Genomic DNA, 26197 nt, shown 5'->3' on the forward strand with positions numbered 1-26197 from the left:
AGGCCGGCTCAGCCCGCGGTCACTCGCTCACGCCGCACCGTCGTCGCGATGGTGGCCGAGCCGACGACCCGGCTGCCGTCGTACAGCACGACCGCCTGGCCCGGGGCCACGCCCCGTACCGGCTCGGTGAAGGTGACGTGCAGCTCGGAGCCGTCCACCAGCTCGGCCGTCACCTCGGTCTCGCCGCCGTGGGCGCGGAGCTGCGCGGTGTACGAGCCCGGGCCGGACGGAGGCGTTCCGCACCAGCGCGGCTTGATCGCGGTCAGGGACGTCACGTCCAGGGCCTCGACGGGGCCGACCGTGACGGTGTTGTTCACCGGGGAGATGTCCAGCACGTAGCGCGGCTTGCCGTCGGGGGCGGGGTGGCCGATCTTCAGGCCCTTGCGCTGGCCGATGGTGAAGCCGAACGCGCCGTCGTGGGTGCCCAGCTTCGTACCGGACTCGTCGAGGATGTCGCCCTCGGCCGGGCCGCCGAGCCGGTTCGCCAAAAAGCCCTGGGTGTCACCGTCGGCGATGAAGCAGATGTCGTGGCTGTCGGGCTTCTTGGCGACGGCCAGGCCCCGGCGCTCGGCCTCGGCGCGGATCTCGTCCTTGGTGGTGAGGGTGTCGCCGAGCGGGAACATGGCGTGGGCGAGCTGCTTCTCGTCCAGGACGCCCAGCACATAGCTCTGGTCCTTGGCCATGTCGGAGGCGCGGTGCAGCTCACGGCTGCCGTCCTCGGCGAGGACGACCGTGGCGTAGTGGCCGGTGCAGACGGCGTCGAAGCCGAGGGCGAGGGCCTTGTCGAGCAGCGCGGCGAACTTGATCTTCTCGTTGCAGCGCAGGCAGGGGTTGGGCGTGCGCCCGGCCTCGTACTCCGCGACGAAGTCGTCCACGACGTCCTCGCGGAAACGTTCCGCGAGGTCCCAGACGTAGAACGGGATACCGATGACGTCGGCGGCACGGCGCGCGTCCCGGGAGTCCTCGATGGTGCAACAGCCGCGCGCCCCGGTCCGGAAGGACTGGGGGTTCGCGGACAGGGCGAGGTGGACACCGGTCACGTCGTGGCCCGCTTCGGCGGCGCGGGCCGCGGCGACGGCGGAGTCCACGCCGCCCGACATCGCGGCGAGGACACGCAGGGGGCGCTGGGAAGTCTGAGTCATAGCCCCTCCAGAGTACGGGGCGCCGGGAACCGAACGCTCGCGGATAAGCGTTGACGATCACATGGGGAACAACGGGAGCACCGGGGCGTCGGGCAAGCCCTCAGGCACGTCGTCACGCAGGGCCTCGCGGAAGAAGCCCTCCGGCGGCGTCAGCCGGCGCGCGCTGCTGATCGGCGGCGGCGGTGTGGTGGCGGCCGGCGCCGTCGCCGTGCTCGTGCGCGACGAGGTGAAGCGGGCGTGGTGGCGGGTGCCGGGCGTGGAGAAACCCCGCAAGCCCGGCGAGCTGGACTACGGGGGCGCCACCTGGGTCGCCGCGTCCGAGGCGAACTGGCGGCGGGCGGACCGCCCGGACGACTTCCGGATCGACCGCGTGATCATCCATGTCACCCAGGGCAGCTTCGACAGTGCGGTGCGGGTCTTCCAGAACCCCGCCCACCGGGCCGCGACGCACTACATCGTGGGCCAGGACGGGCGGGTCGTGCAGATGATCCGCGAGCTGGACGTGGCGTACCAGGCGGGCAACCGCTCCTTCAACGAGCGGGCCGTCGGCATCGAGCACGAGGGGTTCGTGGACCGGCCGAAGGACCTCACGAAGGCGATGTACGAGTCGTCGGCGCGGCTCACGGCGTCGATCTGCGCGCGCTACGACATACCCATCGACCGGGAGCACATCATCGGGCATGTGGAGGTGCCGGGCACCGACCACACCGACCCCGGGCCGCACTGGGACTGGGACCGCTATCTGAAGCTGGTGAAGCGGGCGGCGACGGCACCGCCTTCGCCGACCCCGTCCGCCTCGCCTTCGGCTTCCGCGACACGCGCCGAGTAACAGCCGGTCTCAGCTCAGTCCGGCCGTCCGCGCCCGCTCCACCGCCGGGCCGATCGCCTGGGCCAGCGCCTTGACGTCCTCCTCGGTCGAGGTGTGGCCGAGCGAGAAGCGCAGGGTGCCCCGGGCCAGGTCCGGGTCGGTGCCGGTGGCCAGGAGTACGTGGCTGGGCTGGGCGATCCCGGCGGTGCAGGCGGAGCCGGTGGAGCACTCGATGCCCTGCGCGTCCAGGAGGAGCAGGAGGGAGTCGCCCTCGCAGCCGGGGAAGCTGAAGTGCGCGTTGGCCGGGAGCCGCCCGGCCGGGTCCGGGTCGCCGCCGAGGACGGCGTCCGGGACGGCGTGGCGCACGGCGGCCACCAGGTCGTCCCGCAGCCCGCCGACGCGCCGGGCGAAGTGCTCACGCCCCTCGGCCGCCAGCCGCCCCGCCACCGCGAAGGAGGCGATGGCGGGCACGTCCAGGGTGCCCGAGCGCACGTGCCGCTCCTGGCCGCCGCCGTGCAGCACGGGTACGGGGGTGTGGTCGCGGCCCAGCAGCAGCGCGCCGATGCCGAACGGGCCGCCGATCTTGTGGCCGCTGACCGTCATCGCGGCCAGCCCGGAGGCGGCGAAGCCGACCTCCAGCTGACCGAAGGCCTGCACGGCGTCGGCGTGCATCGGGATCCCGAACTCGGCGGCCACCGAAGCCAGTTCCCGTACCGGCATGATCGTGCCGATCTCGTTGTTGGCCCACATCACGGTGATCATCGCGACGTCGTCGGGGTTGCGGAGGATCGCCTCGCGCAGGTCCTCGGGGTGGACCCGGCCGTAGCCGTCGACCGGGAGGTAGTCGACGGTGGCGCCCTCGTGCTCGGCGAGCCAGTCGACGGCGTCCAGGACCGCGTGGTGTTCGACGGGGCCGGCGAGGACCCGGGTGCGGCGGGGGTCGGCGTCGCGCCGGGACCAGTAGAGGCCCTTGACGGCGAGGTTGTCGGCCTCCGTGCCGCCGGAGGTGAACACCACTTCGCTGGGGCGTGCGCCGAGGGCGTCGGCGAGGGTTTCTCTGGACTCCTCGACGGTACGGCGGGCCCTGCGCCCGGCCGCGTGCAGGGAGGACGCGTTGCCGGTGACGGAGAGCTGGGCGGTCATCGCCTCGATCGCTTCGGGAAGCATCGGCGTGGTCGCGGCGTGGTCGAGGTAGGCCATGGTGGGGCCGATTCTACGAGCCCGGGGCGGGGCGCATGGCGGGCGCGTCCCGGTGCGGCGACCGCGCACGGTCGTGCCGGGGTGCGCGGACCCGCCCGGAACCCGGTCCGGAGCCCGATCCGGAACGGGGGGAGCGGCTCGGGGCGCCCGCGTCAGGCGCCGAGGTTCCAGGCGACCGTGCCGTTGACGGTGACGAGGACGGCCAGCACGACGAGGTCGGCGACGCCGAGCGCGAGGCCCAGGTAGGCGCGGCCGGGGCGGCGGGTGCGGCGGGCCAGGGAGAGCAGCGCCATCACGATCGCGGTGGGGCCCAGCAGCAGGTTGAACGCCAGCAGGCCGATGAGGCCGAGGACGAACGAGGCGACGGCGAGACCGTCCGCCTCCCGGCCGGCGGCCCGGCGCGGAGCGGGGTCGGGGGCCTGGGCGGGGGGCGCCTCGGGGGCCACCGCCTGGTCGGCGCCCTGCTCGGTGGCGTGGTCGATGCCGGGGCCCGTACGACGGGTGCGGTCGATGAGGGTGAGGGTCATGGTGCGAGCTCCTTCGGATCGGTCCGGGTGCGGCAGGCTCGGCGGGTGCGGGTGCGCGATTGCGGGTGCGGGCGCGCGGGTGGAGGGTGCGGGTCAGCGGGTGCGGCGCGCGTGGCGCTCACGTGCGGCGAAGATCAGCAGCCAGCAGCCGATCACGGCCCCGGCGGCCAGGGAGACCGGGACCGGGAGCTGCGCGACCGCCCCGAGGGCGATTCCCAGCAGAAGCAGCGCGGCGACGAGGACGAGCACGGCGGGACCTCTCTGTACGACGACGAAGACGAAAGCCGTTCGGAGTACGAGTGTTCACTGACTTGCCAGCCTAAACCTCCGACCCCTTCCGTGACTCGGAGAACGGTTGTTTACTGAATGGCATGAGTCACACCGCCGGAATCCGCCAGACCCAGAAACTGAAGACCCGCCAGGCCCTGCTCGACGCCGCGCTCCTGCTGCTGGAGCACCAGAGCCTGAGCAGCCTGGGGCTGCGGGAGGTGACGCGGGCCGCCGGGGTCACCCCCACCGCCTTCTACCGGCACTTCGCGGACACCGCCGCGCTCGGGGTGGCCCTGGTGGAGGAGACGCTGGGCAGCCTGCACGGGCTGATCGCCGCGGTGCTCGCGGAGACGGGCGACAGCCAGGAGCGGGTGGACCGCAGCGTGGAGGTGATAGCGCGGCACGTCGGCGCGCAGCCCGCGCACTTCCGGTTCATCGCGCGCGAGCAGCACGGCGGGGTGGGCCCGGTGCGCGCGGCCATCGCGGCTCAACTGCGGCGGTTCGCCGAGGAGGTGGCGTGCGCGCTCGGCCAGGAGCCGGGGTCGGCCGGGTGGAGCGAGGAGGACCTGCTGATGCTGGGCGGGTTCTACGTGGACCACATGGTGATGACCGCGTCGGCCCTGCTGGAGGCCGGCCCGGAACGCGAGCGGGAGGTGGTCCGGCAGACCCGGCGGCGGCTGCGGCTGGTCACCATCGGCCGGGCGCACTGGCTGGACGAGACGCCCGCCCCGGACCGGGAACGCGACGAGGCACCCGCCCGGGACTGAGCCGGGCGGGCGCGGGAGACGTCGTACGCGTACGCCTTACGTGGCGCGCGGGGCCTTCGCCAGCTGGCGGGACTGGGCGACGAGGCGGTCGGCGCTGTCCCAGACCTCGGCGTCCTCCTCCAGGAAGCCGCCCGCGAGGTTGCGGGTGGTGATGGAGACGCGCAGCGGGCCCGGGGCGGGGCGGCAGCGGATGTGGGTGGTCAGCTCGACCGTGGGGGTCCAGCCGGTGAGGCCCAGCTCGAACGAGGTCGGCGGCAGGGCGTCCACGGTGAGCAGCAGGGAGAGCGCGTCGGGGTCGCGGCCGTCCGCGAGGCCGAACCAGCCGCGCATCTCGCCCTTGCCGGACGGGGCGCCGACCGCCCAGCCGACGGTCGCCGGGTCGAGCTTGATGTCGAGGCGGTCGGTGATGGCGGAGCTGCCGGGGATCCTGGGCGCGCCGTCGCTCGGGCCGAGGCAGCGGTCCCGGTCGGGCATGGCGGGCGGCAGGGCGGTGGTGCGTACGTCGTCGGGGAGGGCGTCCAGGTCGCCGTAGGTGGCGAGGACCCGGATGCGCTCGATCTCGCTGCCGTCCTCCGCGTACTGGAAGAGGGAGGCCTGTCCGGTGGAGAGGGTGCGGCCGGTGCGGACGGTCTGGGTCCGGATCACCGCGGGGCCGGGGACGGAGGCGGTGAGGTAGTGCGCGGAGACCGAGAACGGGTCGGGGTGCGGCAGGGCCTCGCCCAGCGCGCGGCCGAGGAGGGCCAGCAGGTAGCCGCCGTTGACGGCGTGGATGATGGTCCAGCCCGCGGAGAGCTCGGCGTCGTAGACGCCCTCCTCGCGCAGGGTGACCGCGGTGTCGCGGTCGAACTCGCTGTCGCCGATGGTTGCCGGAGCGGTCTGTGCCGCCGCCTCTGTCGCTGCCTGTGCCATGGCATGCACGGTACATGGACTGCATTACTGAGCGGTAGCTTTTTGGGACGACCAATCCCGGACCTAGGCCTCCTCGGCCCGCGCCGATGACCGGTTGTACGCGCGCGGCGCCCGCCAGTGGAAGCGCAGGGCCAGCAGGCGCAGAGTGAACGCGGCGATGACCGCCGTACCGCTGGTGAAGGCGTTGAGGGTGTCGAAGCGGATGCACAGGACAACCATGGTCGCGCCGACGATCGCGGGCACCGCGTACAGGTCGCGGTCCCAGCGCAGCAGCGAGGGGACCTCGTTGGCCAGGACGTCGCGCAGCACACCGCCGCCGACCGCGGTGGCCAGCCCGAGCGCCGCGGATGCCGTGAGCCCGAGGCCGTACTCGTACGCCTTGACCGTGCCGGTCACGCAGAACAGGCCGAGCCCCGCCGCGTCGAAGACGTTGACGCCGGCCTGGATGCGCTCCACGTGCGGGTGGAGGAAGAAGACCAGGACGGCGGCGAAGAGCGGGGTGATGAAGTAGCCGAGGTCGGTGAAGGCGGCGGGCGGGATCGCGCCGATCATCACGTCACGGAACAGCCCTCCGCCCAGCGCTGTCACCTCGGCGAGGACCGCGATGCCGAAGACATCGAAGTTCTTGCGTACGGCGAGCAGGGCGCCCGAGATCGCGAAGACGAAGATCCCGACGAGGTCGAGCGCATGCTGGACGGAGGGCGTGAACAGTTCGGTGAGCACCGGGCAATTGTGCCGGTCCTACTCGGCGGCTCCGTCCTTCGCGGGCACGGCGACAGGTGCGTCGGCCTGGCCCGGCACCTTCGGGGCCTCCTCCGGGGCATCCCCCTCCGAGACCTCCACCGCCTCGGCCGCGACCGCCTCCGTGGCGACGACCGCCTCGATGCCGGTGGCCAGGGTCTGCTTCACCGTCCCGGCCTCGATCTCGGCCGTGAAGTGGCAGGCCACCTTGTGCCCGTCACCGGTGTCCAGCAGCGGCGGGCGCTCGGTCGCGCACTTGGTCTCCTGCACCCACGGGCAGCGGGTGTGGAAGCGGCAGCCGGCCGGCGGGTTGGCCGGGGAGGGCAGGTCGCCGTGGAGCAGGATGCGCTCGCGGCGGTCCTCGACCTCGGGGTCCGGCACCGGGACGGCCGACATCAGCGCCTTGGTGTACGGGTGCCGGGGCCCCGCGTACAGCGCGTCGCTCGGCGCCTCCTCGACCAGGCCGCCCAAGTACATCACCCCGATGACGTCCGAGATGTGCCGGACGACCGCGAGGTCGTGGGCGATGACCAGGTAGGTCAGGCCCAGGGACTCCTGGAGCTCCTCCAGCAGGTTGATGACCTGCGCCTGGACCGAGACGTCCAGCGCGGAGACCGGCTCGTCGCAGATGATCACGTCGGGTTCCAGGACCAGCGCGCGGGCGATGCCGATGCGCTGGCGCTGGCCGCCGGAGAACTCGTGCGGGTAGCGGGACATCGCGTTGGCCGGGAGGCCGACCTTGGCGAGGATCTCCTTGATCTTCTCCCGGCGCTCGGTCTGGTCCTTGCCGATGTTGTGGGCGGCCATGCCCTCGGCGAGGATCGACTCGATGTTCTGCCGGGGGTTGAGGCTGCCCAGCGGGTCCTGGAAGACCATCTGGAGGCGGCGGCGGAAGGTCCGCATCCTCTCGTCCGGCAGCTGCGCGAGGTCGGTGCCGTCGAAGACGACCGCGCCGTCGGTGATGTCGTTCAGCCGCAGCACCGCGCGGCCGAGCGTCGTCTTGCCGCAGCCCGACTCGCCGACCAGGCCGTACGTCTGGCCGGCCTCCACGCTGAGCGAGACGCCGTCGACGGCGTAGACATGGCCCACCGTACGGTCGAAGAAGAGGCCCTTCTTGACCGGGAAGTGGACTTTGACGCCGTCCAGTTCGAGCAGACTCATGCCGGGACCTCCGCCTTGGGCAGGACCGGGTTGACGCAGCGCACCTGGTGTCCGGCGGCGCGTGGTTCGGTCAGTTCGGGGGTGCCGGTGAGGCACTCCATCGTGTAGTGGTCGCAACGGGGTGCGAAGGCGCAGCCGTCGGCCCAGGCGATCTTGTCGTTGATGGAGCCGCGGATCGGGTTGAGCGGCTCGCCGCGCGGGGCGTCCAGGCGCGGGATGGAGCCGAGCAGCCCGTGCGCGTACGGGTGGGTGGGGTGGGCGAACAGCTCGCGGCGGCCCGCCGATTCCACCGCCCGGCCGGCGTAGAGGACGTTGACCTCGTCGCAGAGTCCGGCCACCACACCGAGGTCGTGGGTGATCATCAGCAGGGCGGTGCCCTCCTGGTCGACCAGCTCCTTGAGCAGCTCCAGGATCTGCGCCTGGATGGTGACGTCCAGCGCCGTGGTCGGCTCGTCGGCGATCAGCAGGCGGGGCGCGCAGGCCACCGCCATGGCGATCAGCGCACGCTGGCGCATACCGCCGGAGAGCTGGTGCGGGTACTCCTTGAGCCGCCGGTCCGGGTCGGGGATGCCGACCCGGTCCAGCAGCGACGCCGCTTCCTTGCGGGCCTTCTCGCCCTTGAGACCGCGGTGGCGCTGGAGGATCTCGGTGACCTGGATGCCGATGGGGACGACCGGGTTCAGCGAGGAGAGCGGGTCCTGGAAGATCATCGCCAGCTGGCTGCCGCGCATGTCGCGGAGCTTGCGCTCGCTGATGCCCAGCAGGTTCTGGCCGTCGAACTCCGCCCGCCCGCCGATCCGTACACCCTTGCGCGGCAGCAGCCCCATCAGGGCGAGCGAGGTGACGGACTTGCCGCACCCCGACTCGCCCACCAGGCCGACGACCTGGCCCTGGTCGACGTCGAAGGAGACGCCGTCCACGGCCGTGGCGTCCTTGCGGCCGCGCGCCGTGAAGGTGACGCTGAGTTCTTCAACTGAGAGCAGTGCCATAGGACGTCAGCCTCGCAGCTTCGGGTCGAGGGCTTCGCGCATGGACTCGCCGAGCAGGGTGAAGCCGAGCGCCGTGATGATGATCCCGATGGCCGGGTAGGCGGCCATCATCGGCTCGTTGTCGAAGAAGCGCTGTGCCTGCGAGAGCATCACGCCCCACTCGGGAACGGCCGGATCGGGGTTGCCGAGCCCCAGGTAGGACAGGGCCGCCGCCTCGATGATCGCGGTGGCGAGGCTCAGCGTCGCCTGGACGATCACCGGGCTCAGCGAGTTCGGCAGGATCTGGGTCAGCACGATCCGCTTGCGCCGGATGCCGACCGCCTTCGCGGCGAGCACGTAGTCCGCGCCGCCCTGGACCAGCATCGAACCCCGCAGCAGGCGGGCGAAGATGGGGATCTGGACGACACCGACGGCGATCATCACCGTGGTCAGCGACTGTCCGAGCACCGCGGCGATGGAGACCGCCAGCAACAGGGACGGCAGCGACAGCATGATGTCGGTGAACCGCATGACCACGGTGTCGATGCGCTGGCCGATCTTCCCGCCGAGGGTGGCGGCGGCGCCCGAGAGAATGCCGACGGCCGCACCGATGATCAGGCCGATGAGCATGGAGACCACACCGACGAGGAGGGTCTGCCGGGCCCCGACGAGCCAGCGGGAGAACATGTCGCGGCCCAGGTGGTCCAGGCCGAACCAGTTCTCGCCGCGCATGCCGACGAACTTGCCCTGGTTGGGGAAGACCTCGCTGCGCCAGTTCTGCGCGGTGGGGCCGTGCGGCGCGAGCATCGGGCCGACGATGGCGACGACGATGAACGCGGCGATGATCGCCGCGCCGATGATCGCCATCTTGCTGGAGCGCATCCGGCGGAACGCCTCGCGCCACAGGCTGGTGCCGGCGACGGACTCGGAGCTCTGGGTCAGCTCGGCGAGACGGTCGATCTTGTCTGCTTTGTTGGTCAGAAGCGTCACGTCAGTGCACCCGCACTCTCGGGTCGATGATGCTGTACGCGAGGTCGACCAGGAGGTTGATGAGCACGTACACCATCGCGATGAAGAGAATGAACCCGACGAGGACCGGGTAGTCACGACCGTCGATCGCGGTACGGATGAACGAGCCGATGCCGCCGAAGTCGAAGACGGACTCGGTGAGCACCGCACCGGAGAGCAGGCTGCCGGTCAGCAGGCCGACCGCGGTGATCACCGGCAGCAGCGCGTTGCGCAGCACGTGGCGGCCGCGGACGACGCGCTTGTCCAGGCCCTTGGACTCGGCGGTACGGATGTAGTCCTCGCCGAGCACCTCCAGGACGCTGGCGCGGGTCATCCGCACGATGACGGCGAGCGGGATCGAGGCCAGCGCGAGAGCGGGCAGGATCAGGTGCATGATCGCGTCCCAGCTCGCGTCGAACTCGCCGGTCAGCAACCCGTCCAGGACGGAGAACCCGGTGACGTCGGTGGCGTTGAGCCCGGTGGTGAGCCTGCCCTGGCTGGGGAACCAGCCCAGCTGGACGGAGAAGATCCCGCGCAGCAGCATGGCCAGGAAGAAGACCGGGATGCAGATGCCGAGCAGCGATCCGGAGACGGACGCGACGTCCAGCCAGCCGCCGCGGTGCTTGGCCGCGAGGTAGCCCATCGGGATGCCCACGACCACGGCGATCAGGATGGCGGCGACGCTGAGTTCCACGGTGGCCGGGAAGCGCAGGGCGAATTCGTCCCACACCGGCTGCCCGGTCTGGGTGGAGGTTCCGAGGTCGAGCTCGAAGATGCGCTTCAGGAAGCGCCAGTACTGGACGTGCACCGGCTCGTCGAGCCCGAGTGCACGGTTGATTCTCGCCACTTCGGCTTCGGTGGCCCGCTCGCCCAGGATCGCTGAGGCGGGTCCGCCGGGCAGTCGGTTCAGCCAGAGGAACAGCAGGACCGACAGGCCGAGCAGGGTGGGAATGAGCTGGAGAAGTCTTCTTACGACGAGTCGCAGCACCCCGCATGCCCCTTTCTCACGTGCGTCGATGCGGGTCCGCCCGGCCACCTGACTGCTGTGGCCGGGCGGACCCGCTGGTGTGCGATTACTTGAAGGAGACCTCGGCGAAGTTCTCCTGCGTCAGCGGGGAGACCTTCGGCGGGTTGACGTTCTTGGCGAACGCGATCGCCGGCGGGGACGAGGAGATCGGCACGCCCGGGACGTACTCCATGATGGCCTCGTTGGCCTTCTTGTACGCCTCGGTGCGGGCGGCCGGGTCGGTGACCTTGGAGGCCGCGTTCACGGCGTCGAAGACCTTCTTGTCCTTGAAGCCCCACTGCTTGTCGGGCCCGGCGAACCAGGTGCCGATGAAGTTGTAGCCGTCGTTGAAGTCACCGGTCCAGCCGAGCAGGTGCAGGGCGCACGAGCCGGCCTCGGTGGCGTCCAGGTAGTCCGGGGCCCACTTCATGGCCTTCGGCTTGACGGTGATGCCGGCCTTCTCCAGGTCGGCCTTCATCAGCTCGAACATGTCCTGCGGGGCAGGCATGTACGGGCGGGTGACCTCGGTCGGGTAGCAGAAGTCGATGGAGAGCTTCTCCTCGCCGGCCTGCTTGAGGAGGTCCTTCGCCTTGGCGGTGTCGAAGGGGTAGGTCTTCACCTTGTCGGAGAAGCCGGCGACCGTGTCGGGCATGAACTGGGTCGCCGCCTTGCCGCCCTCGGGCAGCTGGGTGTTGACGAGGTTCTCGCGGTCGATGGCGTGCGTGATCGCCTGACGGACCTCGGGCTTCTTCAGCGCCGGGTTGGCCGACTGGCTCATGCCCACGTAGAAGATGTTGAAGACGTCACGGGTCGGGACCTCGAAGCCCTGCTTCTCCAGCGTCGTCACATCGGCGGGGGCGACCAGGTCGTAGCCGTCGATGTCACCCGCCTGGAGCGCCTGGCGGCGGGTCTCCTCGGTGGAGATGGTGCGGAAGACCAGGTTCTTCACCTTGGCCTTGTCGCCCCAGTAGTCGTCGAAGCGCTCCAGGGAGACTTCCTTGTTCCCCTTGTTCCACTTCACGATCTTGTACGGGCCGGTGCCGGCGACCGTGCCGGCCTCCTGGCTGTACTTGGGGTACGTGATCGCGTCGCCCTTGGCGGACGCGTCCTGCTTCTCGTACTCCTTGAGCGCCTTCGGCGAGTGGATCGCGAGCGCCTGGAGGGAGAATCCGCCCGGCAGGTTCGCCGAGGGCTCGTTCACCTCGATGACGGCCGTGTTCTCGTCCTTGGCGGTGCAGGACTTGTAGTTCGCCTTGGGCGCCTCGGCGTCCTCGTTCTTCGCGAACCCGCCCATGATGGTCTGCCAGTAGTAGGAGACCGCGCTGGACTGGTACGTACCCTTCCAGTTGAACCAGTGGTCGTAGTTCGCGCAGACCGCGGCGGCGTTGAACGCCTCGCCGTCGTGGAACTTCACGCCCTGGCGCAGGTTGAACGTCCAGACCTTGCCGGCCGCGTCGCTCTCCCACTTCTCGGCGAGGCCGCCGACCAGCTTGCTGCCGCCGGGCTCGTGCTCCAGCAGCGCCTCGAAGGCCTGACGGGTGACGCGGAACGTCTCGCCGTCGCTCGCGAGGGCCGGGTCGAGGGAGCCGGGGTCACCGGATCCGGCGAAGACGAAGGTGTCCTTGTCGCCCCCCTTGGAGCCGCCCTCGTCCCGCTCGCTGGAACAGCCCGTGGCGATCAGACCGACAGCGACCGCTGTCGTGATCGCCCGGACAGCCCGGGACTTGAATATGCGCATGGGTCCACCCCTGGTTCGCCATGTGGTGAGGTTTGATGGCCGCACACTACAGACGGGGTACATCGCAAGAGAACAGTCCGGATAGCGGTGATACCTAGTCGAGACCCGGACAGTTAACAAACCGTCCAGTTCCGGGACATCCCTCCGGGCCCGGTTAACAAGCCGGACATCTGGGGGTGTTCGGCGAGGACGGTTCCGGCGCGCGGATGGGCGGAGCCGGACGGACCCGCAGCTCAGCCGGGCTGCCGGGGCGGATCAGCGGTGCTGCTGGGGCGGATATCCGTAACCGGGGGCGGCGGCCGGCGGGGGCCCGGCGGGGGCGTGCGCCTCGCGGGCGTAGAACGGGCGGGCGTTGGCGCGCAGCCACATCGCGACCGGGTCGTACTCGTCGGACATGGCGACGGTGGAGACGGGCAGCCCGTCGGGGACCGCGCCGATCGACTGCCGCATCATCGTGCGCACCGCGTCGACGGAGGCCCGCCCGGTGTCGTACAGGTCGAGCCCGATCGCAAGGTACGGGACGCCGACCGCGGGGTGCACCCAGGCGCGGCGCAACGAGCGGACGGCCGGCGTGCGGTGGGCGTTCTGGGTGAGCTGGGCGTAGAACTGCGGGAGCTCCACGGCGGGTTCGGTCAGCCGGAGCGGGCCAGCGGGCAGCCGGTCCAGGCCGGTGGAGATCCGGCGCAGGTCAAGCCAGGGGATGCCGACGCCGCCGCCGGGGGCGTGCGGGTTGAGCCAGATGCCCCAGCGGTCGGGGAAGAGGGTGCGGGCGATGTCCCGGCCGGAGACCAGCTCGTGGGCCCGGCTCCAGCCGCTGGCGGAGAGCTCCTGGGCGGAGGTGACGCACGGGGCGTACCCGAGGCCTTCGACCTCCATGGAGCCGTACTGCGCGTCCGGTGAGCCGGCCGTGCCGTGCCAGAGCAGCATCCAGACCTGGCCGTCGGCGAGGGCCGCGAGCAGCGCCTCGTAGGCGTCGTAACGCCCGGGGCTGACCTGGCGCAGCATGTGCTCGACCTGACCGGCCGCCGCAGTGCCTGACGCACTCACCCTGGGTCCCGCCCCTCATCGTTCCGTCGACGCTCCCGGGCACACGGGAGCGGCCTCGCCATCAAACCAGCTTATGCGCCACTTCTGACACCGACTTGACGCCACGGTCGGGCGGCGCCCCGGCAGCCGTGCGGTCAGCCGTACGTTCCGTGGCTTTCGCGCCGTACGTTCAGTGGCCCTCGCGCCGTACGTTCCGTGGCTTTCGCGCCGTACGTTCAGTGGCCCTCGCGCCGGTAGAACGGGCGCACTTTCTCCCGCATCCAGTCGCCCACCAGGTCCTGGGCCACGTCCAGCAGGACCAGGTTCACCGGCCAGGGCACCTCGATCCGGCCGAGCGCCCGTCCCAGGGCGTCCATGGGGGCGCTCTGGCCCGCGCCGTCCCAGGTGGCGAACTCGACGCCGACGAAGAGGACGGGGTCGCCGCCCTCGATGCTGGCGAGCGCCCGGCGGGCGGTGGAGACCACGCCGGTGGCCTCGAACTCGGCGGAGACGGCGGCGAGGAAGTCGACCGGGTCGTGCTGCCAGTCCGGTTCGTACAGCTTCACCCGGCCGCCGCTGGCGGGCCCGTCCAGGGCGGTGCGGCCGGCCCGGCAGAGCTCGGCGACGGCCGGCGGCGGCAGCGGGATGCCGACCGCGCCGCCCGGGTTCACCGCGATGCCGACCTGCGGGGGCAGGCCCCGGGCGAAGTCGCGGGCGGGGGCCACGGCGAAGGACATGTGGCTGCCGACGCAACTGAGGAACTGGCCCTCGGAGCTGAAGACGGGGACGTACGCGGCGCCGTCGATGTCCATCATCGGCAGGTCGAGGTCGGCGCTGGCGGGCGAGCCGCCGGCCGGCAGCGGGACCCAGACCGAGCTGCGGCCGAGCACCTCGACCAGGCGGCCGCCCGCGTCGGCGACGCCGAGGGAGGCGGTCAGCACCTCTTCGAGCTCGTTGGCGGGCCACGCGTGCTGGGGGTGCGCCTGGACCGGTGCCGGAATGTCCACTGCCTCTGTGCCTCTCTCAGCTGTCGTCGCCGGGCTGTCGCCGCTGGGCTGTCGCCGCTCGGCCAGAACCCTAACCGGCGCGGGCGGCCGGGGGCTCCCCGTCGCCGAACGAGATCCGGCTGAGCGCGCTCGCGGCCTCCCGGTCCAGCAGCACCGCCGAGGCGCAGCCGGGGGGCAGCGTGCCCTGCTCGGTGTCGCGGATCAGCCGGGCCACCGCGTGCCGGTGGCGGGCGAAGGCGTACCCGGAGACGCCCCGGCCGCGTTCCCGCTGCCCCTGGCGGGCCGTCGCGGGGTCCACGTCGAGCAGGAGCAGGTGCAGGGTGCGGCCCCGGCGCACGGCGTGCAGGGCGAGCCAGCGGCGTACCCAGGTCTGCGTACCGCAGTCGTGGACGACCACGGACGCGCCGGAGCGCAGGACGGCCCAGAGCCCGAGGTAATGAGCGGCGCGGACCAGGGGGCGGTAGAGGGCGTACGGCAGTAACGGGGGCAGGGCGGCGGCCCAGCGGTCGCGGGTGTCCTGGGAGTCGATGGCGGGGCCACTCACGGCCTGCCGGATCAGGGTGGACTTGCCCCCGCCGGGCAGCCCGGAGACGACCACGATGTCACCGGGGGTGAAGTCGAGGCTGTACGGGCCGTGGCCGGTGCGCCCGCGCAGATCGCGTACCACCGGCGCACGGGGTTCCAGCAGCTCGCGGCCGGGTGCGCCGGGCTGTGCGGGCATCGCGCCGTGCGCGGTCCCCGCGGTCGGTACCGACCGCTGCAACGCCATCGCCCATCCCCCTGCTGTCGGGCCACCCGAGCCTGCCCCTGAAGTGTAAAGAAATGGCAAGGCTCCACAACCGTCCTCGCTGTTCGCGCAAGCGTTGCCGACCGGCCTCCCCACTCTGCCGCAAGGCGTGCGATGATGACCCCGCCAACTGCATACCGGCCGTTCGAATCCGCGCGGGAGAGTTCCGGCCACAGTGTGAGCCGGGCGCCGAAGGAGCAAGATCCTCCCTTGAATCTCTCAGGCCCCGTACCGCGTGGATGAGGCAGATCTGAAAAGCGAGCCGCCCTGCGGCTCCACCCAAGGTGCAAGCCGAGCCCTGTGACCAGGGGCGCCCCTCTCCAGGGGCATACCCCGTCAGGGGCTATCGGCGAACCTCTCAGGTTCCGATGACAGATGGGGAGGATTTTCCGTCCTGACGTCGTCATGCCCTGGAGCCGTATCCATGAGCACTGCCCCCCGTCTCACCGCCCTCGACGCGCTGCACCGCTCGCTCGGCGCCACCATGACCGACTTCGCGGGCTGGGACATGCCCCTGCGGTACGCCAGTGAGCGCGACGAGCACAACGCCGTACGGACCAGGGCCGGGCTCTTCGACCTGTCGCACATGGGCGAGATCACCGTCACCGGACCCGAGGCCGCGGCCTTCCTGAGCTACGCGCTGGTGGGCAACATCGCCACCGTCGGCAACGGCCGGGCCCGCTACACGATGATCGTCCAGGAGGACGGCGGGATCGTGGACGACCTGATCGTCTACCGCCTGGCCGAGACGGAGTACATGGTCGTCGCCAACGCGGGCAACGCCCAGATCGTGCTGGACGCGCTGACCGAGCGGGTCGGCGGCTTCGACGCCGAGGTGCGTGACGACCGGGACGCGTACGCGCTGCTCGCGGTCCAGGGCCCCGAGTCCCCCGCCATCATGAAGGCCGTCACCGACGCCGACCTGGACGGGCTGAAGTACTACGCGGGCCTGCCGGGCACGGTCGCCGGGGTCCCGGCGCTCATCGCCCGTACCGGCTACACCGGCGAGGACGGCTTTGAACTCTTCGTCGCGCCCGAGCACGCGGAGGCCCTGTGGCGGGCCCTGACGGAGGCCGGTCAGGCGCACGGGCTGATCCCCTGCGGCCTCTCCTGCCGGGACACGCTGCGCCTGGAGGCGGGCATGCCGCTGTACGGGCACGAGCTGACGACGGCCCTGACCCCGTTCGACGCGGGCCTGGGCCGGGTCGTGAAGTTCGAGAAGGAGGGCGACTTCGTGGGCCGCGAGGCGCTCCAGGCCGCCGCCGAGCGCGCCGAGACCGCCCCGCCGCGCAAGCTGGTCGGCTTGATCGCCGAGGGCCGCCGGGTCCCCCGCGCGGGCTTCCCGGTCGTCGCGGACGGCAAGGTGATCGGCGAGGTCACCTCCGGCGCCCCCTCCCCCACCCTGGGCAAGCCGATCGCCATGGCGTACGTGGACGCGGCCTTCGCCGCGCCGGGCACCGAGGGCGTGGGCGTGGACATCCGGGGCACGCACGAGCCGTACGAGGTCGTCGCGCTGCCGTTCTACAAGCGCCAGAAGTGATATCCCGGAAGAACCCGGGCCTCTCGCTCCACTCGGGCGTCACGGAAGTGACGTACCTCCGTCTCACACCGTAAGACCACCGTTCATCAGCACTCCCCCGCGTACAGGAGAATTCAGGTCATGAGCAACCCCCAGCAGCTGCGGTACAGCAAGGAGCACGAGTGGCTGTCGGCCATCGAGGACGGCGTGGCCACGATCGGCATCACGGAGTACGCGGCCAACGCGCTCGGTGACGTCGTCTACGCCCAGCTTCCGGAGGTCGGTGACACGGTGACCGCGGGCGAGACCTGCGGTGAGCTGGAGTCGACCAAGTCCGTCAGCGATCTGTACTCGCCGGTGACCGGTGAGGTGACGGCGGCCAACCAGGACGTCGTGGACGACCCCTCGCTGGTGAACTCCGCTCCCTTCGAGGGCGGCTGGCTGTTCAAGGTGCGCGTCACGGAGGAGCCGGCCGACCTGCTCTCCGCCGACGAGTACACCGCGTTCTCCGGCAACTGAGACCTGAGACCTTAAGGGACCCCCTGATGTCGCTTCTGAACTCCTCCCTCCACGACCTGGACCCGGACGTCGCCGCCGCCGTCGACGCCGAGCTCCACCGTCAGCAGTCCACCCTCGAAATGATCGCCTCGGAGAACTTCGCTCCGGTCGCGGTCATGGAGGCCCAGGGCTCCGTCCTCACCAACAAGTACGCCGAGGGCTACCCCGGCCGCCGCTACTACGGCGGCTGTGAGCACGTCGACGTGGTCGAGCAGATCGCGATCGACCGGATCAAGGCCCTGTTCGGCGCCGAGGCCGCGAACGTCCAGCCGCACTCCGGTGCGCAGGCGAACGCCGCCGCGATGTTCGCGCTGCTGAAGCCGGGCGACACGATCATGGGCCTGAACCTGGCCCACGGCGGTCACCTGACCCACGGCATGAAGATCAACTTCTCCGGCAAGCTCTACAACGTGGTCCCGTACCACGTCGACGAGACCGGTGTCGTGGACATGGAGGAGGTCGAGCGCCTCGCCAAGGAGTCCCAGCCGAAGCTGATCGTGGCCGGCTGGTCCGCCTACCCGCGCCAGCTGGACTTCGCCGCCTTCCGCCGCATCGCGGACGAGGTCGGCGCGTACCTGATGGTCGACATGGCCCACTTCGCGGGTCTGGTCGCGGCCGGTCTGCACCCCAACCCGGTGGAGCACGCCCACGTCGTCACCACCACCACGCACAAGACCCTCGGCGGTCCGCGCGGCGGCGTGATCCTCTCCACCCAGGAGCTCGCCAAGAAGATCAACTCGGCGGTCTTCCCGGGCCAGCAGGGCGGCCCGCTGGAGCACGTGATCGCGGCCAAGGCGGTCTCGTTCAAGATCGCGGCGGGCGAGGAGTTCAAGGAGCGCCAGCAGCGCACCCTGGACGGCGCGCGCATCCTCGCCGAGCGCCTCGTGCAGCCGGACGTCACCGAGGTGGGCGTCTCCGTCCTCTCCGGCGGCACCGACGTGCACCTGGTCCTGGTCGACCTGCGCAACTCCGAGCTGGACGGCCAGCAGGCCGAGGACCGGCTCCACGAGCTGGGCATCACGGTCAACCGGAACGCCATCCCGAACGACCCGCGCCCCCCGATGGTCACCTCGGGCCTGCGGATCGGCACCCCGGCGCTGGCCACCCGCGGCTTCGGCACCGAGGACTTCACCGAGGTCGCGGAGATCATCGCCGCCGCCCTCAAGCCGTCGTACGACGCGGACGACCTCAAGGCCCGCGTGGTGGCGCTGGCCGAGAAGTTCCCGCTGTACCCCGGCCTGAAGTAGCACCTGGCCTGCGGTTCCGCGCATCCGGACGGGGCACCGCGCACACTGAGGAGAGTGAGCGCGGTGCCCCGTTCCTTGCCCCTCTCCCGTTTGTTTTCTCCCGCTTGCCCCCGCTTGTCCCCGCACCGCCCAGGCAGACAACGGCGTCTTCCAACCCCCCAAGGAGTCCTCCCGTGGCCATCTCGGTCTTCGACCTCTTCTCGGTCGGCATCGGCCCGTCCAGCTCCCACACGGTGGGCCCGATGCGGGCCGCCCGGATGTTCGCGCGCCGCCTGAAGAACGAGGGCCTGCTCGCGCACACGACCTCGATACGGGCCGAGCTGTACGGCTCCCTCGGCGCGACCGGCCACGGCCACGGCACCCCGAAGGCGGTCCTGCTCGGCCTGGAGGGCGAGTCCCCGCAGACGGTCGACGTCGAGTCCGCCGACACCCGCGTCGAGGAGATCCGCTCCACCGGCCGGATCAACCTGCTCGGCATGCACGAGATCGCGTTCGCCTTCGACGACGACCTGATCCTGCACCGCCGCAAGGCGCTCCCGTACCACGCGAACGGGATGACGATCTTCGCGTACGACACCGAGGGCGCCCCGGTCCTGGAGAAGACGTACTACTCGGTCGGCGGCGGCTTCGTCGTGGACGAGGACGCGGTGGCGGGCGAGAACCCGATCGTCCCCGACGACACGGCCCTGCGGCACCCGTTCCGCACCGGCGACGAGCTGCTGCGCCTGGCCCGCGAGACCGGCCTCTCCATCTCGCAGATGATGCTGGAGAACGAGCTGGCGTGGCGCACCGAGGCCGAGATCCGCTCCGGGCTGCTGGACATCTGGCGGGTCATGCAGGCCTGCGTCTCGCGCGGCATGTCCCGCGAGGGCATCCTCCCCGGCGGCCTCAAGGTCCGCCGGCGCGCCGCGAACTCAGCCCGCCAGCTGCGCGCCGAGGGCGACCCGCAGGCCCACGCGATGGAGTGGATCACCCTCTACGCGATGGCGGTCAACGAGGAGAACGCGGCGGGCGGCCGCGTGGTCACCGCCCCCACGAACGGCGCGGCGGGCATCATCCCGGCCGTCCTGCACTACTACATGAACTTCGCGGCCCACGGCTGCACCGAGGCGGAGAAGGAGGACAGCGTCGTCCGCTTCCTCCTGGCCGCCGGCGCGATCGGCCTGCTCTTCAAGGAGAACGCCTCCATCTCCGGCGCCGAGGTCGGCTGCCAGGGCGAGGTCGGCTCGGCCTGCTCGATGGCGGCCGGCGCCCTGGCCGAGGTCCTGGGCGGCTCCCCCGAGCAGGTGGAGAACGCCGCCGAGATCGGCATGGAGCACAACCTGGGCCTGACCTGCGACCCGGTCGGCGGTCTCGTCCAGATCCCGTGCATCGAGCGCAACGGCATGGCGGCGGTGAAGGCGGTGACGGCGGCGAAGATGGCGCTGCGCGGGGACGGCAGCCACAAGGTCTCCCTGGACAAGGTCATCAAGACCATGAAGGAGACGGGCGCCGACATGTCCGTCAAGTACAAGGAGACGGCCCGGGGCGGGCTCGCGGTGAACATCATCGAGTGCTGAGAGGGGCAGGGCCCTGGCCAGCGCGTTCTTGTCTTTCGGTGCTGTGCGGGCCTTTCCCGCTTACGCGACGGAGAGTCCCTGGAGTCTCCCTGGGACAGACGTGAAAGTCCCTGGCATGTCCCCAGCGGCTTCACTGCTTGCGGTTGAGTACGGCCGACTTCAGGACCGAGCCAGCGCTCTCGCCGCCGAGGGTATGAGTGCATCGGGTACAGCCGAGTCGCGAGACCTACGAGCTCGTAACAGGACCTTGGTGAGGCGTCCTGGCCGGGCATGACCGATGTGATGATTCGGCCGTTCGTGTTGTGTGACAACTCGGCCTTGGATCGTGGACGACGTCTTCTGGGCGCGGATCGAACTGCTGCTCCCGCCCTGGCCCCAGCGGTCACCAGGACCGAATCCGGTTTCGCTCATCAGATGGTGCTTTCTGCCCGTCTTCCGCCGATTGACCGGATGAATGAGGCACCCCGCTGTGCGTCATCACGACCGCCGCCAACGTCACCGGCATCACCCGGGTCGACGACAAAACGCCAGTCGCCGGACGGCCCGGCCGACCACGAAGGCGCCCCGGAGTCCGTCCTGGGCGACAAGGCGTAAGACTTCAACGCCGTACGCCATGAGCTGTGGCAGCGCCGGATCATGCCGGTGATCTCCCGCAAGAGCGCCCCGAACATCCAGGGCCTGAGCAAGCTCGGCTACGTCGTCGAGCAGACCTTCGCCCTGCGCCAAGTTCAGACGCCTCGCCGTCCGCCGGGAACGACGCCTCGAACTCCACGATGCCTTCGTATCGTTGGCCTTGCAGCCTGATCTGCTGGCGACGACTCAAGGAGACCGCATCCTGATCGCGTTACGAGCTCATAGCGGCGCGGGGGTGGCGAAAGCCTCCGGGGCGCTCAACTGCGGACAACTCTCAGCTCCTGACCAGTGAGATCACGACCGTGACCACAGCAACGGTGAGTGTGATGACAGCAGCGACTGTCGTGCCGGCGCGCGAGAAGGCTGTGGGGTACGTGGCTCCGGCCAGCAGCGCAATGACAAGGACGACAGCGATGGCCAGAAGAAGAACCACGATGGGCAGCATAGAAGTCTTCCCTAAGTCGACGACTGGTTGGTGTGACTGAAGGTCCCGGAAATGGTGTGCGCCGGGGTGCGCCGCGGGGAAGATGAACACAGGCGGACACCTTGAGTTCTGGAGAGCAAGCGGAAGCGAAGGGCGGGGGCTTGGACCCGGCTGAGAAACTGCGTGAACAATTGGCCAACGGTCTGGCCCGGGCCAGACTGAATCAGACACAGCTCGCAAAAATTGCCAAATTGGGGCGAACCACCGTCTCGGAGGCTCTATCGGACAGCAAGCCTGTCCCGTCGCGAGAAACGGTGGCGGCGCTGGCCGGGGCGTTGAGGCTGCCCGCGCAGGAGTTGCTTGCTTTGCAACGCGCAGCTCTGGAGAACCCGCACACCACCGAGCCCGGACCGGGTCGCCCGATTGCCGAATACGACCCACATGACCTTGAGGTTCACCCTGCCGGATCTCGCATAAGGGAGAGTGTTCCGAGCCTCGGCTCTGGTGGCACACTGCCAATGCCAGCCTATGTAGCTCGCGAGCACGACCGGGTGCTTGCTGCGGCAATGCAAGACGCTATGCACGGAAACAGCCAGATCGTGGTGCTTGTGGGGTCTTCATCGACAGGGAAAACACGGGCGTGCTGGGAGGCGGTGCAGGAGCTAAGGGGCCAGGGGTGGCGGCTATGGCATCCTTTCGATCCAACGCGTGCTCAGGCTGCTCTCAGAGATCTCTACAGAGTCGGTCCGCGCACGGTTGTGTGGCTCAACGAAGCGCAGCACTATCTTGGCGATCCGGTCTTGGGAGAGCAGATCGCGGCGGCTATCCACGGTGTTCTGACCGACATCGAGCGCGGTCCAGTTGTCGTTCTGGCCACCCTTTGGCCTGAGTACGCCAGAAGCTACACAGCCCCTCCCACACCTGGAGATCTCGATAAGCACAGTCGCACGCGGGAGTTAATTTCTGGACGCACGCTGAGCGTCCCCGATTCCTTCGACGCGCAGGACCTTATTGCCGCACGCGCCCTCGCCGAGGGGGGTGACGAGCTTATGGCAGACGCCCTGACGCGAGTCGGTTCGGACGCGCGCGTAGCACAGGACCTGGCTGGCGCCCCCGAACTGTTGAATCGTTACGTCAATGCGAGCCCTGCCGCCCGCGCGTTGCTGGATGCCGCAATGGACTCACGCCGCCTCGGCGTCAGCCTCCACCTGCCACAGCAACTACTTACAGACGCCGCCCTTGGTTACCTCAGCGAAATCGAATACAGTCACCTCTCCGACGACTGGGCGGAGCGCGCCTACGACGAGTTGTCCCAACCGGTGCACGGCAAACACGCGCCGCTACGTCGCACTGTACCCAGACAAGAACGACGCCCAGGCACCTTCTATTCAGGCGGCGTGGAGTCTTCCGAATCAGTTGTATTTTACCGGTTGGCGGATTTTCTCGAACAGTACGGACGCGCGAAGCGCCAAGTCCACTGTCCACCCAGCTCCTTTTGGGAGGCGGGGCGCGCACACCTCACAATTGCGCAAGATATAAACACTCTCTCACTTGCGGCACGACGGCGATTCCGGCTGCAATGGGCCGATGCACTGCGCCTTCGCGCAGCGGAACTGGGCAGCGCCGAGGCTCTGTGCGATCTGACCAAAGAGCGAGAGCTGGCCAGGGACTTCACGGGTGCGGAAGAGTTTGCGCATCGAGCTCTCGGCGTTGGAAGCACCGAGGCTACGAGAATGCTTGGCGGCATGAGGAGTGCAGAGTCGAGGACGCAGAGTATCGCATTTATCCAAGGCAATGAAGCGGGGTCGACGCCGACAAAGGAAGGCGTCGAGAATCTGGCCAACGTAAGGATAGGCGCGGACGAACTCTATCTCATAGCCGCTGAACACGGTGACACCGAGGTTCTAGGAATGCTGGCCATGAGGTTGGAAGCGGCTGGAGACTCTCAAGGTGCAGAAGCCTTCGCCCAGAAAGCCGCTCGGCACGGGAGTACCGATGCTGTGCTCTCTCTTGCCGACGCGCGAGATAAGGCGGGAGACTGGGAAATGGCACAGAGACTCTACAGGCAGGCAGTCGACTCCGGCAACTTGAAAGCCTTGTGCCCACTTGCCTCGATAGTAGAGAAGGCCGGATCTGGCGATGACGCGGAGGCACTTGCCGAGCGCGCGGCTGATACTGGAAATACAGACGCCATGCACTCTTTGGCCGTGATCCGCGTTGGGGCGGGTGACATTGAAGGCGCGAAAAGAATCGCGATAAAAGCGGCCCGGCTCGGGAACACAAGCGCCTTGGACGCTTTCACCCGTTCCTCTGCCGTGGCCTTCCCTATAGGAGAGATGCTATCCATGGCCCGCGAAGTCGCTGAAATCGGGGATACGACCTGTCTGCGATATGTAGCCCGAGCGGCCGCAGATTCCGGAAAATTTGAAATGTCCGAGAAAATTCTTCACGAAGCTGCACTTCTTGGGGATTTTGAGGCTATGCAGACCTTGGCATTGAGGAGATTCGAAGTCGAGGGCCAAAAAGGCGCGAAAGAGATATTTACGCAAGCAGCAAATAGAGGGAGTGTGGCAGCTCTTTCGGTCTTGTCCATCATCGCAGACAAGGAAGGCGATCCGGAGGAGGCTGAGATTCTGGCCCTCCGTGCAGCAGAAGGCGGCGACGCCAAATCGCTGCTTCTTCTTGCTCTACGGCGGGAGACAGCCAGTTATTTAAGTGCAGCAAAATCCATATACCAGAGAGCAGTAGATTGCAATGTTAGTGATGCTCCCTCCTTCTGGAGTGTCATGGAAGAGCGCAACGGCAATCCGAAAGGAGCTGAGGATCTCGCGAGAAGGGCTGCCACGAAAGGCGATTTCAGCGCTGTGGAGAAGCTGGCCCTGATGCGAGTAGAAGACGGGGATCTCCTGGGAGCGGAGAGCCTGGCTCTAGAGGCCGCACAGCAGGGAAAGATAAAAGCTCTACAACCCCTGACGGAAAAAGCGGACAAAGTGAGAGATTCAGAAATGTCAACTAGAATTTACCGACTTATTGCGGACTTGGGCGTGGACGATGGAACATTTACTGAAAAGCTGACGGTCTTGTGGCCGCAAGGTCTGGATCCCGACGGAACCCCGACGCTTGCATAGGGGAACCGCGGGCCGAATTTTTGCCAAAAATCGGCACTATCTATCACCACGTAGGCGGATGCTGCCGCAGTGGAGGGAGTGGCCGACATGGCAGTAGCGCGAGAGCTCGCCTCAGATCGTCCTCGCATGCCTCCTTGAGCCGGCCGATCTCCTCGGCCCCCAGGACGAGCGGCTCGTCGGGCGACAGTCCGGGGAATTTCTCACCGGTCGCCTCCACGTAGATCTGCGGCAGGTATTTCTCGAATTCGTGCTTCTCGAAGACTAAGATCCGCCGGATCTCCCGCAGCTCCGCCATAGAGATCAGCTCAATGTTGCGCACGTGCTCGGTTGCCTTTCGTGCGGACCTGGGCTTGACCGCGCGAGGAGCTTGCGCAGCCAGTCTTCGCGGGTTCACATCACGCTTGTGGACGCGCACTTGAGGACTCGGAGGCGAGACCGCACCTGCTTGTCCTGGGACATGAGCGTCAAGTACAAGGAGACGGCCCGGGGCGGGCTCGCGGTGAACATCATCGAGTGCTGAGGGGGCAGGTCCCTGAGCAGCGCCTTTCTGTATTCCAGCGCCTGTCAGGGCTTTCGCCGCTTGCACGACAGAAAGCCCCCGGAAAACCCTGGGCCACGTGAAAGTCTCTGCGATGCCGCCGCTCCTTCAGCACCGAGCGACTACGTCCGGCAGATCGGCGCCGGCCAAGCCTGTGTTCAGGACTCACTCGCTTGTCGAGGTTCACCAACTGCCTGCTCCGGTGGCTTCTCCGTAAAACGTAGCCACGCGCTCAGAGCCGTCTGAAGTTCGACTACCGACTGTCGGTCCAGAACCTCTCCCATCCTGCCGACACGTAGCCGAACTTCCTTCTTCGTGACAGTCCAGCCAACCGGCAGTCGTTGCGGAGAGTTGATGGGAGAGCCGTGCGCGAGAGTACGGAGCATCGCTTCCAGGCGCGGTGGGAGCGGCTGCGCACGGGGAACCCATGAGACGTTCGCGGACCGGGTGGGCAGGCCGAGGGCGGTACGGAAGGCGCCGATCGCGGTGTCGAGTGGTTGAGGTGTATTGGGAGCCGCCCCGGTGAATGCCTGGATCAATTCCCGGTGGGGCTCCGCGGGGAAGGGCGGGCGCTCCTCCACGTCGAGGCGCACGACGGACGGTGGGACAAGAGCCCGGGAGTAGCCCTTCTTCGTGTAACCGGTGTGGACCTCGCGGAGGCCGGCGATGGGGCGGGCCAGCGGGTGCTCGCCTTTGAAGAGGCTACGGCTGTACAGCGCAGGTGACGGCTCCGGCTTGGACAGCCTCGGCAGCCTCCCGTACGCGCCATGGGCGCGGTGCAGGACTCCGGACTCGGTCACCAGGACCGTCACTTGTCGACTGCTCGTGTCATTGCCCAACTGATAGCCCACGACCAGTGTTGCCACAGTGTGCCCCTCCTCCCAGCGGATAAAGACGGACGATGAGGGCCCCAAGTTGTACACGAGCAGCGCGGATTTGTTCTGCGGTCGTCAGAGCTTCGCCTGCCAGGAGAAGATCACCAGAGATTTCGCCACGCCGAACCTGACTCAGAATGTTCCTGCCATTTTCCTCGACCCACGAGGATCTCGATTCCAGGGCAGCGTCGAGCAGATCCAGGTACTCCGGCACGTAGAGGCGCATAAGATTTCGCATAGTTCTGCGCCTGGCCGCACTTCGCCTGCGCTTGCCGATGCGGTGCAATAATCGGGGGTCCGGATTCAGGATACGGTCGATTTCCGCCTTATGCCGTTTCAGAAAGCTTCGCCCGAACGGCCCGGATTGCACATTTATGCACCGGGACATCTGCTCGACTTGCTCCGGCGCAATACTCGCCCTGTCGAAAGCCACCACGTAGGTGGCGACAGCGGCTTCTTCCCACTCCCTCAGAAGCTCGTGAAGCTCCAGGAAGGCAGCCTGCGTATGCGGCCAATGGGGGGACTCCGCTGCTTTCCTCACAATTCCATGCACTATTTGAGCGCCTACGCGGGCACCCATTGATGCTTCGATCCCCGTCATCTCCGCCTCCCGGCCCAACGCTAGCCGAACAAGGCCATCACGATGGGGGA

The 26197-nt window shown here is 68.8% G+C and carries 24 protein-coding genes and 1 riboswitch; of the genes, 7 read left to right on the top strand and 17 right to left on the bottom strand.

The window, feature by feature from the left end:
- Positions 1–8 precede the first annotated feature (8 nt).
- On the bottom strand, positions 9–1142 hold the full coding sequence (mnmA, locus tag R2B67_RS08965) for a tRNA 2-thiouridine(34) synthase MnmA (protein ID WP_161267537.1): 1134 nt from the start codon (positions 1140–1142) through the stop codon (positions 9–11).
- Between the two features lie 61 nt (positions 1143–1203).
- On the opposite strand from mnmA, the gene R2B67_RS08970 reads away from it, so the two are divergent.
- Positions 1204–1971, top strand: a complete 768-nt coding sequence (locus R2B67_RS08970) for an N-acetylmuramoyl-L-alanine amidase (protein WP_317817230.1) — start codon at positions 1204–1206, stop codon at positions 1969–1971.
- A gap of 9 nt (positions 1972–1980) precedes the next feature.
- On the opposite strand, the gene R2B67_RS08975 is transcribed toward R2B67_RS08970, so the two are convergent.
- The 3 genes from R2B67_RS08975 to R2B67_RS08985 all read right to left on the bottom strand — a co-directional run bounded on the left by R2B67_RS08975 (position 1981) and on the right by R2B67_RS08985 (position 3926).
- On the bottom strand, positions 1981–3150 hold the full coding sequence (locus R2B67_RS08975) for a cysteine desulfurase family protein (RefSeq protein WP_317817231.1): 1170 nt from the start codon (positions 3148–3150) through the stop codon (positions 1981–1983).
- 152 nt (positions 3151–3302) lie between these two features.
- Positions 3303–3677: a hypothetical protein gene (locus tag R2B67_RS08980; RefSeq protein WP_317817232.1), complete on the bottom strand. Its 375-nt coding sequence runs from the start codon at positions 3675–3677 to the stop codon at positions 3303–3305.
- Between the two features lie 93 nt (positions 3678–3770).
- Positions 3771–3926: a hypothetical protein gene (locus R2B67_RS08985; protein ID WP_203612196.1), complete on the bottom strand. Its 156-nt coding sequence runs from the start codon at positions 3924–3926 to the stop codon at positions 3771–3773.
- Positions 3927–4048: 122 nt separating this feature from the next.
- Between R2B67_RS08985 and R2B67_RS08990 the strand changes: the two genes are divergently transcribed.
- On the top strand, positions 4049–4714 hold the full coding sequence (locus tag R2B67_RS08990; protein ID WP_018509765.1) for a TetR family transcriptional regulator: 666 nt from the start codon (positions 4049–4051) through the stop codon (positions 4712–4714).
- A 36-nt stretch (positions 4715–4750) separates the two neighbouring features.
- Here the strand turns inward: R2B67_RS08990 and R2B67_RS08995 are convergent, their stop codons facing one another.
- From R2B67_RS08995 to R2B67_RS09040, 10 genes are all read right to left on the bottom strand, one after another.
- Positions 4751–5623, bottom strand: a complete 873-nt coding sequence (locus R2B67_RS08995) for a thioesterase family protein (protein WP_317817233.1) — start codon at positions 5621–5623, stop codon at positions 4751–4753.
- Between the two features lie 63 nt (positions 5624–5686).
- Positions 5687–6346 (bottom strand): trimeric intracellular cation channel family protein, encoded by a 660-nt coding sequence (locus R2B67_RS09000; protein WP_018509767.1) that lies wholly within the window; start codon positions 6344–6346, stop codon positions 5687–5689.
- An 18-nt stretch (positions 6347–6364) separates the two neighbouring features.
- Complete coding sequence (locus tag R2B67_RS09005; protein ID WP_317817234.1) at positions 6365–7525, bottom strand: ABC transporter ATP-binding protein; 1161 nt, start codon at positions 7523–7525, stop codon at positions 6365–6367.
- Positions 7522–8514: an ABC transporter ATP-binding protein gene (locus R2B67_RS09010; protein ID WP_018509769.1), complete on the bottom strand. Its 993-nt coding sequence runs from the start codon at positions 8512–8514 to the stop codon at positions 7522–7524. The genes R2B67_RS09005 and R2B67_RS09010 overlap by 4 nt, the downstream gene beginning before the upstream one ends.
- A gap of 6 nt (positions 8515–8520) precedes the next feature.
- The gene (locus R2B67_RS09015; RefSeq protein WP_018509770.1) at positions 8521–9483 is read right to left on the bottom strand and encodes an ABC transporter permease; all 963 of its coding nucleotides are present in this window, start codon (positions 9481–9483) and stop codon (positions 8521–8523) included.
- A gap of 1 nt (position 9484) precedes the next feature.
- Positions 9485–10489 carry an ABC transporter permease gene (locus R2B67_RS09020; protein WP_018509771.1) on the bottom strand — a complete coding sequence of 335 codons (1005 nt, stop codon included), beginning with the start codon at positions 10487–10489 and terminating at the stop codon, positions 9485–9487.
- A gap of 85 nt (positions 10490–10574) precedes the next feature.
- On the bottom strand, positions 10575–12245 hold the full coding sequence (locus tag R2B67_RS09025; protein WP_317817235.1) for an ABC transporter substrate-binding protein: 1671 nt from the start codon (positions 12243–12245) through the stop codon (positions 10575–10577).
- 255 nt (positions 12246–12500) lie between these two features.
- Positions 12501–13250, bottom strand: coding sequence for an enhanced serine sensitivity protein SseB C-terminal domain-containing protein (locus R2B67_RS09030; protein ID WP_317824808.1), 750 nt, complete (start codon positions 13248–13250; stop codon positions 12501–12503).
- A gap of 257 nt (positions 13251–13507) precedes the next feature.
- Positions 13508–14278, bottom strand: coding sequence for an enhanced serine sensitivity protein SseB (locus R2B67_RS09035; protein WP_317817236.1), 771 nt, complete (start codon positions 14276–14278; stop codon positions 13508–13510).
- Between the two features lie 70 nt (positions 14279–14348).
- Positions 14349–15047 carry an AAA family ATPase gene (locus tag R2B67_RS09040; protein ID WP_317817237.1) on the bottom strand — a complete coding sequence of 233 codons (699 nt, stop codon included), beginning with the start codon at positions 15045–15047 and terminating at the stop codon, positions 14349–14351.
- Positions 15048–15211: 164 nt separating this feature from the next.
- Positions 15212–15309, top strand: a riboswitch (glycine riboswitch).
- Between the two features lie 180 nt (positions 15310–15489).
- On the opposite strand from R2B67_RS09040, the gene gcvT reads away from it, so the two are divergent.
- The 4 genes from gcvT (at position 15490) to R2B67_RS09060 (ending at position 19948) form a co-directional block, all read left to right on the top strand.
- Complete coding sequence (gene gcvT, locus R2B67_RS09045) at positions 15490–16605, top strand: glycine cleavage system aminomethyltransferase GcvT (RefSeq protein ID WP_317817238.1); 1116 nt, start codon at positions 15490–15492, stop codon at positions 16603–16605.
- A gap of 120 nt (positions 16606–16725) precedes the next feature.
- Positions 16726–17103 carry a glycine cleavage system protein GcvH gene (gene gcvH, locus R2B67_RS09050; RefSeq protein ID WP_317817239.1) on the top strand — a complete coding sequence of 126 codons (378 nt, stop codon included), beginning with the start codon at positions 16726–16728 and terminating at the stop codon, positions 17101–17103.
- 26 nt (positions 17104–17129) lie between these two features.
- Complete coding sequence (gene glyA, locus R2B67_RS09055; protein ID WP_018509778.1) at positions 17130–18389, top strand: serine hydroxymethyltransferase; 1260 nt, start codon at positions 17130–17132, stop codon at positions 18387–18389.
- Between the two features lie 173 nt (positions 18390–18562).
- Complete coding sequence (locus R2B67_RS09060; RefSeq protein WP_237328061.1) at positions 18563–19948, top strand: L-serine ammonia-lyase; 1386 nt, start codon at positions 18563–18565, stop codon at positions 19946–19948.
- A gap of 907 nt (positions 19949–20855) precedes the next feature.
- Here the strand turns inward: R2B67_RS09060 and R2B67_RS09065 are convergent.
- Entirely contained in the window at positions 20856–21026 is a 171-nt protein-coding gene (locus tag R2B67_RS09065; protein ID WP_317817240.1) for a hypothetical protein, read from the bottom strand.
- A 779-nt stretch (positions 21027–21805) separates the two neighbouring features.
- On the opposite strand from R2B67_RS09065, the gene R2B67_RS09070 reads away from it, so the two are divergent.
- On the top strand, positions 21806–24133 hold the full coding sequence (locus R2B67_RS09070) for a tetratricopeptide repeat protein (protein WP_317817241.1): 2328 nt from the start codon (positions 21806–21808) through the stop codon (positions 24131–24133).
- Between the two features lie 43 nt (positions 24134–24176).
- Here the strand turns inward: R2B67_RS09070 and R2B67_RS09075 are convergent, their stop codons facing one another.
- Complete coding sequence (locus R2B67_RS09075) at positions 24177–24452, bottom strand: hypothetical protein (RefSeq protein ID WP_317817242.1); 276 nt, start codon at positions 24450–24452, stop codon at positions 24177–24179.
- A gap of 1047 nt (positions 24453–25499) precedes the next feature.
- A complete protein-coding gene (locus tag R2B67_RS09080; RefSeq protein ID WP_317817243.1) occupies positions 25500–26147 on the bottom strand; it encodes a hypothetical protein in 648 nt (215 codons plus the stop codon).
- Positions 26148–26197: the final 50 nt, after the last annotated feature.

Origin of the sequence: Streptomyces cyaneofuscatus (assembly GCF_033109485.1) — a bacterium.
Lineage (GTDB): Bacteria > Actinomycetota > Actinomycetes > Streptomycetales > Streptomycetaceae > Streptomyces > Streptomyces cyaneofuscatus.